At 60.3% G+C, this 8,295-nt stretch carries 9 protein-coding genes and 2 pseudogenes; 4 read left to right on the top strand and 7 right to left on the bottom strand.

Going from position 1 to position 8,295, the window contains the following annotated elements; translation table 11 throughout:
* Positions 1–90: 90 nt before the first annotated feature.
* The 5 genes and pseudogenes from ACQKIK_RS22060 to ACQKIK_RS22040 all read right to left on the bottom strand — a co-directional run.
* Positions 91–438, bottom strand: a pseudogene (locus tag ACQKIK_RS22060) (hypothetical protein); the annotation flags it as partial.
* Positions 439–525: 87 nt separating this feature from the next.
* Complete coding sequence (locus ACQKIK_RS22055; protein WP_121498530.1) at positions 526–924, bottom strand: hypothetical protein; 399 nt, start codon at positions 922–924, stop codon at positions 526–528.
* A 71-nt stretch (positions 925–995) separates the two neighbouring features.
* Positions 996–1,247, bottom strand: a complete 252-nt coding sequence (locus ACQKIK_RS22050) for a hypothetical protein (protein ID WP_121498531.1) — start codon at positions 1,245–1,247, stop codon at positions 996–998.
* 5 nt (positions 1,248–1,252) lie between these two features.
* Complete coding sequence (locus ACQKIK_RS22045) at positions 1,253–1,870, bottom strand: DUF3275 family protein (RefSeq protein ID WP_079329257.1); 618 nt, start codon at positions 1,868–1,870, stop codon at positions 1,253–1,255.
* Positions 1,871–1,942: 72 nt separating this feature from the next.
* Positions 1,943–2,287: a hypothetical protein gene (locus tag ACQKIK_RS22040; RefSeq protein WP_079329256.1), complete on the bottom strand. Its 345-nt coding sequence runs from the start codon at positions 2,285–2,287 to the stop codon at positions 1,943–1,945.
* 400 nt (positions 2,288–2,687) lie between these two features.
* Between ACQKIK_RS22040 and ACQKIK_RS22035 the strand changes: the two genes are divergently transcribed.
* Positions 2,688–3,005: a hypothetical protein gene (locus ACQKIK_RS22035; protein WP_079329255.1), complete on the top strand. Its 318-nt coding sequence runs from the start codon at positions 2,688–2,690 to the stop codon at positions 3,003–3,005.
* A 58-nt stretch (positions 3,006–3,063) separates the two neighbouring features.
* On the opposite strand, the pseudogene ACQKIK_RS22030 reads toward ACQKIK_RS22035, so the two are convergent.
* Both ACQKIK_RS22030 and ACQKIK_RS22025 read right to left on the bottom strand, forming a co-directional pair.
* A pseudogene (locus ACQKIK_RS22030) lies at positions 3,064–3,477 on the bottom strand (DNA cytosine methyltransferase); the annotation flags it as partial.
* Between the two features lie 40 nt (positions 3,478–3,517).
* A complete protein-coding gene (locus ACQKIK_RS22025; protein WP_003150544.1) occupies positions 3,518–4,447 on the bottom strand; it encodes a recombinase family protein in 930 nt (309 codons plus the stop codon).
* 201 nt (positions 4,448–4,648) lie between these two features.
* Between ACQKIK_RS22025 and ACQKIK_RS22020 the strand changes: the two genes are divergently transcribed.
* The 3 genes from ACQKIK_RS22020 to ACQKIK_RS22010 are packed head-to-tail and all read left to right on the top strand — an operon-like array spanning position 4,649 to position 8,295.
* The gene (locus ACQKIK_RS22020) at positions 4,649–4,888 is read left to right on the top strand and encodes a ribbon-helix-helix domain-containing protein (protein ID WP_003089107.1); all 240 of its coding nucleotides are present in this window, start codon (positions 4,649–4,651) and stop codon (positions 4,886–4,888) included.
* A complete protein-coding gene (locus tag ACQKIK_RS22015; protein ID WP_003150546.1) occupies positions 4,888–5,298 on the top strand; it encodes a putative toxin-antitoxin system toxin component, PIN family in 411 nt (136 codons plus the stop codon). Before ACQKIK_RS22020 ends, ACQKIK_RS22015 begins: the two co-directional genes overlap by 1 nt.
* Positions 5,299–5,301: 3 nt before the next feature.
* The gene (locus tag ACQKIK_RS22010; RefSeq protein ID WP_003299771.1) at positions 5,302–8,295 is read left to right on the top strand and encodes a Tn3 family transposase; all 2,994 of its coding nucleotides are present in this window, start codon (positions 5,302–5,304) and stop codon (positions 8,293–8,295) included.

Genomic DNA, 8,295 nt, shown 5'->3' with positions numbered 1-8,295 from the left:
TAGACTTATCCACAGTTGCTGGTAACAAAATCAGCAATCCGCCCTGGGTCAAATTTCAATCGGCAGGGTGGGTCAATTTTCCATCAGCGCCAACAGTGCGATGGCCGAATGGTTCGCCAGATCAGGCTGCGCCGCTCGTTTGTCGAAAATCCATAGGTGAACAAGGCTCCCGAATAGGGTTCGCCGGTAGGTGCGAGTAGTCCGCTTCTCAAGCATGTCCACGTTGCCCACGAACACCGGTATCGATCGGTGTTCGTGGGCCACATGAAAATGCTCAATACCGCCTTCTGCAGCCCCCAACGTCAGTCTGGCCAGGAACTCCTGCACGGCGGTATCGCGCCCCCATGCAGACATGAACACCAGGCCACGTTGCTCGTCGCAGACACACGCATCGAGGTAGAGATCCGGACATTCGTCCAGTGTGTAGAGGTTGGGCATGATCCTTCCTGTGAAACGAAAGGGCGCCCTCCCACTTGGGCGGTCGCCCATGTGGGTTGAGTGAAAGCCCGGGAACGGGCTATGCGTCTATGCGGTAAGGAATGCAGCCTGCAGCTTGTTGGCTAAGTGGCACTTCAAGACAGCCTTCCTCCACGAGGGGGATAACTCGTCGGCCATGTCCAAGAAGCGCAACGGACAGCTGTAGTAATACGGCCCCATAGCTTCATCGAGGCGTTTCACACCCCAAGTCGAGCCTGAACGATCAAGAAGATCGCAACAGATGAGCTTGAGTACCTGACCAGTCTTGAGCCCCGCTGTGCTGTCGTCTTTGGCTGTAATTTCTGCCACAGACCACAACACCAACTGGTCTCCTTCCTGGACCAGAAACGAGTCCAATGACCGCCGCTTCAGCTTCTCGCTTTCGCAGTCATCCAGAAGATCCTGGATCAAAGCCTCTTTGCTTGGTGCGTAGTAGAGCCAGCCCATAGGTAAATCCTCATTACGGGCCGAGTCCTTCCCCCTGCCGGGCGTTGAACCCGGCAAGGGAGTGAACCGCGCTAGCGCGGCTGTGTGATTTTCATCATGCGTTGGTACGTTCTGAACGCAGCTTCTTTCGCAACTACAGGTTCATCCGAGTTGGCGGCTTTGATCCGCTGCTCCAAGGCCCGAACAGCAGCTGGCAACAGATCTCTGTTGAACAGCGACTCCCGGAACTTGTCCGCCTCATGATCGAGGCCTACCTCTCGAAGAACACCAGTGGCCATCAGGATTTCCGCGGTTGGGATCTGCGTATTGATTGGCTTACTCATGCGCTTTACCCAGCCTCCGCGTCGCCCTTCAACGACCATTGTTGCGATCGGAAATCAAGCTCATAGCCCAACTCACCCAATCGTTTGCTTTGATCCCGGATCAGCTGGCGGCCAACGGTGGGATCGATTTTTACTACTGGACCCAAAGGCCAAAGCGTTCCGAACAGCACTTCATCGGCAGATGCAGATGGAGTGTCGGCGGTTTTTTCGATTGGTCTCTCCATCCCGAACGGAGTCATATCGTCTTGGACGGCGGGTTTGGGTTTCGTGACAGAAGTGCTGGCAGGCTTGGGCTCTGTTTGCTGGACATCTTCTTCAATCGGATCGCGCTCCCGGTCATCGAGAGCATCGGTGTCCTCTTGTGTCAGTGTGTCCAGATCATCCAGTGTCATGCCTCCCAGATGCGCTCGGACTTCCATCACGAAGCGCCCCCTGTGGGAGTAGCTCGAGGGTTTGATCTCTGTAACGACGAACTGTCCGTCGTACTTCCCCTCTCTGTACTGATCGAGCTGCGGGTCCTTGACGACGAACTCACCGATCGATGTGGTCAACCTTCCGACGTTGAAATCGCCGTTGCGGCCAACAATTGTGCGAATGGCCAGCTGGCCGGGGATGGTGATCATTGAGAGCCTCCTAGGCATGGAGACCCCCAGCGTGGGAAGTCTCCACGCAGTGGTTAGTAGCTTGGGTAAGGGTTAGCGGTACGTTTGCTCGGTTTCCTCGAACTTCAAGGAAATAACAAGGTTCCAGCTATCGCTCTCAGGAATACGCTTGCGCTCGGCTTTCAGGGCCAGGAACCTCTTGTGACTTCGATCGCCACTCGCAGGAAACCGGTTGATACCGAACTCAGCTCTCTCAGCAACAGGGTCATCCATGAAGGCATGCCAGGCGGCTTTGAGTGTGTAAGCAAGACGTTGCGCAACCTCGGTGAGGCTCTTCGGCTGTTCGATGTGAACGGCCTCGCGCCATGCCTTTTCGGTTAGAACAACAGGAAGAGTCAGGACATGGGCCTGCTCGGAGGTGAAGTATTTACGAGACATGGGATCTCCAAGATCGTGGAGACACCATGCCCATGATCGGGAGGGGTATCCCCCGATCGGGTTGGTTAGACGAACATGCATCCATCACATCGCGTGACTGTGCGCGCTTCCGGATGCTTGGCGCACTCTGGGTGACCATCACTTTCGTGACGTAGCCTTGAAGGTCTTGGCTACCTGGGCAGGTACTGTCAACGACAGCAGGCCTAGTGCGTTTGTAGTCCACAGCCTTGGAGGAGTCAACCTCTCCGGCTCGGTCCAGATAGATAATCGCCACGCTCCTTGCCTCGACAAACCGTCAAACTCCCTGTTTGACCCGGTGCACACCTTATCGCGTTCGAGAGGATTTCCAAGCTCTCGCTCGCTACCATGGAGCCAACTTCACAGCCCCATAAGACTCAAGATGAAAATACTGATTACCGCTGCGCTCGCCTGCTTCATTCTGGTTGGATGCAAGGAGCAAGGAAGCGATTTCGTCGGCCAGTGGCAAAGCGCGGACGAGACCATCACAGTCGAGAAAGCCGGTAATGGGTTCCGGGTAACCGCCGAGCTCGACAATCCCGACATGCCTTTCGGTTCGTTGGAGGAAATGCTCGACGCTGAGTCCGAGACCCTCCTGGTTCGGAATGGCTCGCAGAAGAAGGCTCTAGAGCTGTCAGGCGATGGCAGCATGATCAGCTATTTGCGCCACAAGGCACGGACCTTTTCGAAAGTAGATTGACAGATTCGCTGGGCGAAGCCGGCACAGCATGAAAAAAGGGGCCAGATGGCCCCTTGGTTTATGCAGCGATTTGACCATCGACGTCTATCGACCTGAGCAGCAAGCGCCCAACAGCCGCGGCCAGCGCCTCGAACGCAGTAAAGATCACTGACTGCCCCAATATTTCATGAGCGACTGTCTCAGAAACCCCTGCGACCACTTCCTCCGGTATCGTTTTAACCCTTGCGTGCTCGCGAGCCGTGAGCAACCGGCTGAGGCCGGGTTTCGTGGGATGAAGTATGAATGGTTCGGTGCTCCGCCCCTTGGCATATCCCCTTCCGATACATCCACAGGTAGCTGCAGATGAGGGGAGCAACTGACGCTGAAAACCCTTTCCAGCTGCCAGGTCTCGCGTTTCCTTGTCATGCAGGTAGTCGAAACTTCTCCACCGCGCATCATTGGGTGAAATAGGCTCCAGGATGGCTTCTAAGGTGGGGTTTGGGGAGCAATGGAACCAAAAACCAACGTAAGCCCTACCAACGCTTTTCGGTGTCTTCTTCCCAGGCGCCCATCTCGACAAAACAGTTGCGCATGTCGGCCTCCTGGCTGATCTCGGTCAGCAGGTCATGCACGCTCTTGTCCAGCTCATCGTCGCTCCGATACGGAATGGTCAACTCATAGTGGCCGGCATCCAGCCGCTTCATGCCATAGGGCTCCAGGCAGTAGCGCTCAATGTTCTCCGTGGCCCGCTTCCGGCCGCGCACGAACTTGCTGTTATTCACCACCGCGAGGCGCAGGGTGACGGTGGCCACCCGCTCGGCGGCGGGCGGCTCTGCCGGCGACGCGGCCGAAGGCTGCTGGTCGCGTGACCTGGCGCTCTTCTGGTACGCGCCGATCTCGACACCACGGTGGCGCAGGTAGCTGTACAGCGTGCTCTTGGAGATGTGCAGCTTCTCGCCGATCGCGCTGACGCTCAGGCGACCTTCGCGGTAGAGGGTTTCGGCCGCCATGGCGGTGGCCTCAGCCTTGGCTGGCAGGCCCTTGGGACGGCCACCGATCCGGCCACGCGCCCGTGCGGCCGACAGACCCGCCTGAGTCCGCTCGCGGATCAGCTCGCGCTCGAACTCCGCCAGCGAGGCGAACAGGTTGAACACCAGGCGGCCTTGGGCGTGGGTGGTGTCGATGGGGTCATTCAGGCTCTGTAAGCCGACCTTGCGCTCTGCCAGCTCGCCGACCAACTCGACCAGGTGCTTGAGGGAACGCCCAAGGCGATCCAGCTTCCAGATCACCACGGCATCACCCGGCCGCACGTTGGCCAGCAGTTTGTCCAACTCCGGCCGGGCGCTTTTCGCGCCGCTGGCGATGTCTTGGTAGATGCGTTCGCACCCGGCCTGTTTCAGGGCATCGACTTGTAGGTCGGCTTTCTGATCCCGAGTGCTCACTCGCGCATAACCGATCTTCATCAAAAGTACTGTTTACTCGACTACGTTAGTAATAGTTGAACTTTGATTAAGCGTACCAGTTATTTGAACCGTAGCGCGGGGAGCTTAACGAACCGAGCCATTCCTCGATAGAGTTCGGCAAAACCTTCGTTTTGTCGAACCATTGCATCGCCCTTTGTGATTGGCGTATAAACACACAAACACCTATTAGCGGACAACGCTATGAATACCATTCGCTGGAATGTCGCCGTCTCGGCCGACACCGACCAGTCGCTTCGGATGTTTCTGGCCAGCCAGGGCGGCGGCCGTAAGGGCGACCTGTCGCGCTTCATCGAAGAAGCGGTACGGGCACACATCCTGGAGCTGAGCGCTGAGCAGGCCAAGGCCGCTAACGCCCATCTGAGTGAGGCAGAATTGACCAACGCGGTTGACGAAGCGCTCGACTGGGCACGTAAGCGCTGATGCGGGTCGTGTTGGATACCAACATCCTGTTCAGCGCCCTGATCTCGCCACATGGCGCGCCCGATGCGATCTACCGTGCCTGGCGGGCGGCGCGTTTCGAGGTGGTGACCTCGCGGATGCAACTCGATGAAATTCGTCGAGCCAGCCGCTATCCCAAGCTTCAGGCCATCCTACAGCCCGCCAAGGTGGGCGCCATGATCAATAACCTGCAACGGGCTGTGGTACTGGAGCGCCTGACCATCGAGGTCGAAGCCGATGATCCGGATGACTCGTTTTTGCTGGCCATGGCCTTGGCGGGCGATGCGGACTACCTGGTAACCGGTGATCGCCGCGCCGGCCTGCTGCAACGCGGGCACATCGAACGCACGCGGATCGTCACGCCCGCCGTGTTCTGCGTCGAGGTGCTGTGATCAATGCCGGTCGGTTTTCTGACTCAAGAGCAACGCGACGGTTTTGGCCGCTATGTTGATTCGCCCAGCCGTGAAGAGCTGGAACGTTACTTCCACCTGAGCGATGAAGACCGTGAAGCCATCCAGGTGCTGCGGGGTAACCATAACCGTCTGGGTTATGCCGTTCTGCTGACCACCGTCCGCTTCGTTGGCGTTCTGCCGGACAAGCCCGCCGCCGTGCCGGTGGAAGTCCTGCAGGTGCTTTGCCGACAACTGGCGATTCCAGACCCCGACTGCCTCCAGCGCTATAGCGATCATCGCCGCTGGATACATGCCACCGATATTCAGAACCGCTTTGGCTATCGTCATTTCACCGATCCGGGCATCGGCTTTCGCTTGAGCCGCTGGCTGTATGCCCTCTGCTGGACGGGCACCGACCGGCCGGGAGTGCTGTTTGAGCGAGCCACCTCGTGGCTGTTCACACAGAAAGTCCTCCTGCCTGGTGTGTCTCAACTAGAGCGCTTTATCGCCCAGTTGCGCAGTCGGGTCGAAGAACGCCTCTGGTTTACGCTGGGCCGCAGCGTGACTGAGGAACAGCGATTGCAACTGCAAGACTTGCTGACGGTGGCCGAAGGCAACCGCAGCTCCCGGCTGGATCAATTGCGCTCCGGCCCGGTCATGGTCAGTGGCCCCGCGTTGATTCGGGCACTGCGCCGGCTCGATGACGTGCGCGGCATCGGCATCACCTTGCCGGCGGCGGCGCACATCCCTCCCAGCCGTATCGCCGCCCTGGCCCGCTTCGCCAACACGGCCAAGGTCACCGCGATTAATCGGCTGCCGGCGTCGCGGCGGATGGCGACACTGGTGGCCTTCGCACTCTGCCTGGAGGCGACTGCGCACGACGACGCACTGGAAGTCCTGGAGGCCTTGCTGCGCGACCTGTTCAGCAACGCGGAGAAGGCCGACAAGAAAGCCCGCATGCGCAGCCTGAAAGACCTGGATCGGTCGGCCGCGACGCTCGCCGCCGCGTGCAAGGTCGTGCTGGACAGCTCGATCAGCGATGACAACGTGCGCGCCCGGCTGTTCAACGACCTGCCGAGGACCACCCTGGAAAAGGCCCTGGAAGAGGTCAACGCGCTGATCCGCCCGGTAGATGACGTCTATTTTCTTGCATTGGAAGCGCGCTACCGCAGCGTGCGCCGCTTCCTGCCCGACCTGCTCAAGCACATCCGCTTCGGCTTCAGCCCGGCCGGCAAGGGCGTGGCGGCTAGTCTGGAGTGGCTGCAACTGAACCTGCCGCGCCGGAAGCCAGAGGATGACGCGCCGCAGGAGATCGTGGCCAAGGCTTGGCAGAAGCACATCACCCGCGAAGATGGCTCCCTCGACATGGGTGCCTATGTGTTCTGCACGCTCGATGCGCTGCGCACGGCCCTGCGCCGCCGCGATGTCTTCGTCTCGCCCAGTTGGCGCTATGCCGACCCGCGCCTTGGCCTGCTCGACGGTGCCGAATGGCTGGCGGCGCGACCGATCATCTGCCGGTCACTGGGCCTGACCATCGACGCCAAAACCACCCTGGACGCCTTGTCCGTCGAGCTGGATGCAACCTGGCTGGCAGTAGCCGCGCGCCTGCCCGACAACCCGGCGATTCAACTGAGCGAGAACACCGAGGGCAAGACCGAACTGTCGCTCGGGGCGCTGGACAAGCTGGACGAGCCCTGCTCGTTGCTGCAACTGCGGGCGGCCGTGTCTGACCTGATGCCGCGTGTCGATCTGCCGGAAATCCTCTTGGAAATCGCCGCCCGCACTGGCTTTTCCGAGGCCTTCACCCATGTCTCCGAACGCAATGCACGCGCCGACAACCTGGTCACCAGCCTCTGCGCGGTGCTGTTGGGCGGGGCCTGCAACACCGGCCTGGAGCCCTTGATCCGCACCGACAACCCGGCGCTGCGCCGTGACCGGCTGTCCTGGGTCAGCCAGAATTATATCCGCGACGACACCCTGTCAGCGGCTAACGCCATCCTGGTCGGAGCGCAAAGCCAACTGGAACTGGCCCAAGTCTGGGGTGGCGGCGAGGTCGCCTCCGCCGATGGCATGCGCTTCGTCGTACCGGTGCGCACCGTGCATGCCGGCCCCAATCCGAAGTATTTCGGCACCGGCCGGGGTGTCACCTGGTACAACCTGATTTCCGACCAATTCTCCGGCCTCAACGCCATCACCGTGCCCGGCACGCTGCGCGACAGCCTGGTGTTGCTGGCGGTCGTGCTGGAACAGCAGACCGAGTTGCAGCCGACGCAAATCATGACCGACACCGGGGCCTACAGCGATGTGGTGTTCGGGCTCTTCCGCCTACTTGGCTACCACTTCAGTCCGCGGCTGGCCGATGTCGGCGGTACCCGCTTCTGGCGCACGCGCCCGGACGCGGACTACGGCAAGCTCAACGGGCTGGCCCGCCAGTCGGTCAAACTCGACCTGATCGCCGAGCACTGGGACGACCTGCTGCGCCTGGCCGGCTCGCTCAAACTCGGCCGGGTGCCGGCGACTGGCATCATGCGCACGCTGCAAACGGGAGATAGACCCACCCGGCTGGCCCAGGCGCTGGCCGAATTCGGGCGGATCGAAAAGACTCTGCACACGTTGACCTATATCGACGACGAGTCCAAGCGCCGCGCCACCCTGACCCAGTTGAACCGAGGCGAAGGCCGGCACAGCCTGGCCCGCGCCGTGTTCCACGGCAAACGCGGCGAGCTCCGCCAGCGCTACCGCGAAGGCCAGGAAGACCAGCTCGGTGCTCTGGGCCTGGTGGTGAACATCATCGTGCTGTGGAACACCCTCTACATGACGGCGGCCGTGGAACGGCTCAAGCAGCACGGCTATCCAGTGCTGGAAGAGGATTTGGCCCGGCTATCGCCGCTGATCTACGAGCACATCAACATGCTCGGGCGGTATTCCTTTGCGGTACCGGAAGAAGTTGCGCGCGGCGAGCTGCGGCCACTGCGTAATCCAGACGACGACCTGTGA

Origin of the sequence: Pseudomonas sp. NPDC047961 (genome assembly GCF_050272435.1) — a bacterium.
GTDB lineage: Bacteria > Pseudomonadota > Gammaproteobacteria > Pseudomonadales > Pseudomonadaceae > Stutzerimonas.
This window is presented reverse-complemented; position numbering and strand designations above follow the sequence as displayed.

What these genes read in the sequence shown, in the direction of transcription:
- ACQKIK_RS22040 (WP_079329256.1), bottom strand. Translation starts at nt 2,287, where the DNA reads ATGTCTCGTAAATACTTCACCTCCGAGCAGGCCCATGTCCTGACTCTT.
- ACQKIK_RS22055 (WP_121498530.1), bottom strand. Translation starts at nt 924, where the DNA reads ATGGGCTGGCTCTACTACGCACCAAGCAAAGAGGCTTTGATCCAGGAT.
- ACQKIK_RS22035 (WP_079329255.1), top strand. Translation starts at nt 2,688, where the DNA reads ATGAAAATACTGATTACCGCTGCGCTCGCCTGCTTCATTCTGGTTGGA.
- ACQKIK_RS22010 (WP_003299771.1), top strand. Translation starts at nt 5,302, where the DNA reads ATGCCGGTCGGTTTTCTGACTCAAGAGCAACGCGACGGTTTTGGCCGC.
- ACQKIK_RS22020 (WP_003089107.1), top strand. Translation starts at nt 4,649, where the DNA reads ATGAATACCATTCGCTGGAATGTCGCCGTCTCGGCCGACACCGACCAG.
- ACQKIK_RS22045 (WP_079329257.1), bottom strand. Translation starts at nt 1,870, where the DNA reads ATGATCACCATCCCCGGCCAGCTGGCCATTCGCACAATTGTTGGCCGC.
- ACQKIK_RS22015 (WP_003150546.1), top strand. Translation starts at nt 4,888, where the DNA reads ATGCGGGTCGTGTTGGATACCAACATCCTGTTCAGCGCCCTGATCTCG.
- ACQKIK_RS22050 (WP_121498531.1), bottom strand. Translation starts at nt 1,247, where the DNA reads ATGAGTAAGCCAATCAATACGCAGATCCCAACCGCGGAAATCCTGATG.
- ACQKIK_RS22025 (WP_003150544.1), bottom strand. Translation starts at nt 4,447, where the DNA reads ATGAAGATCGGTTATGCGCGAGTGAGCACTCGGGATCAGAAAGCCGAC.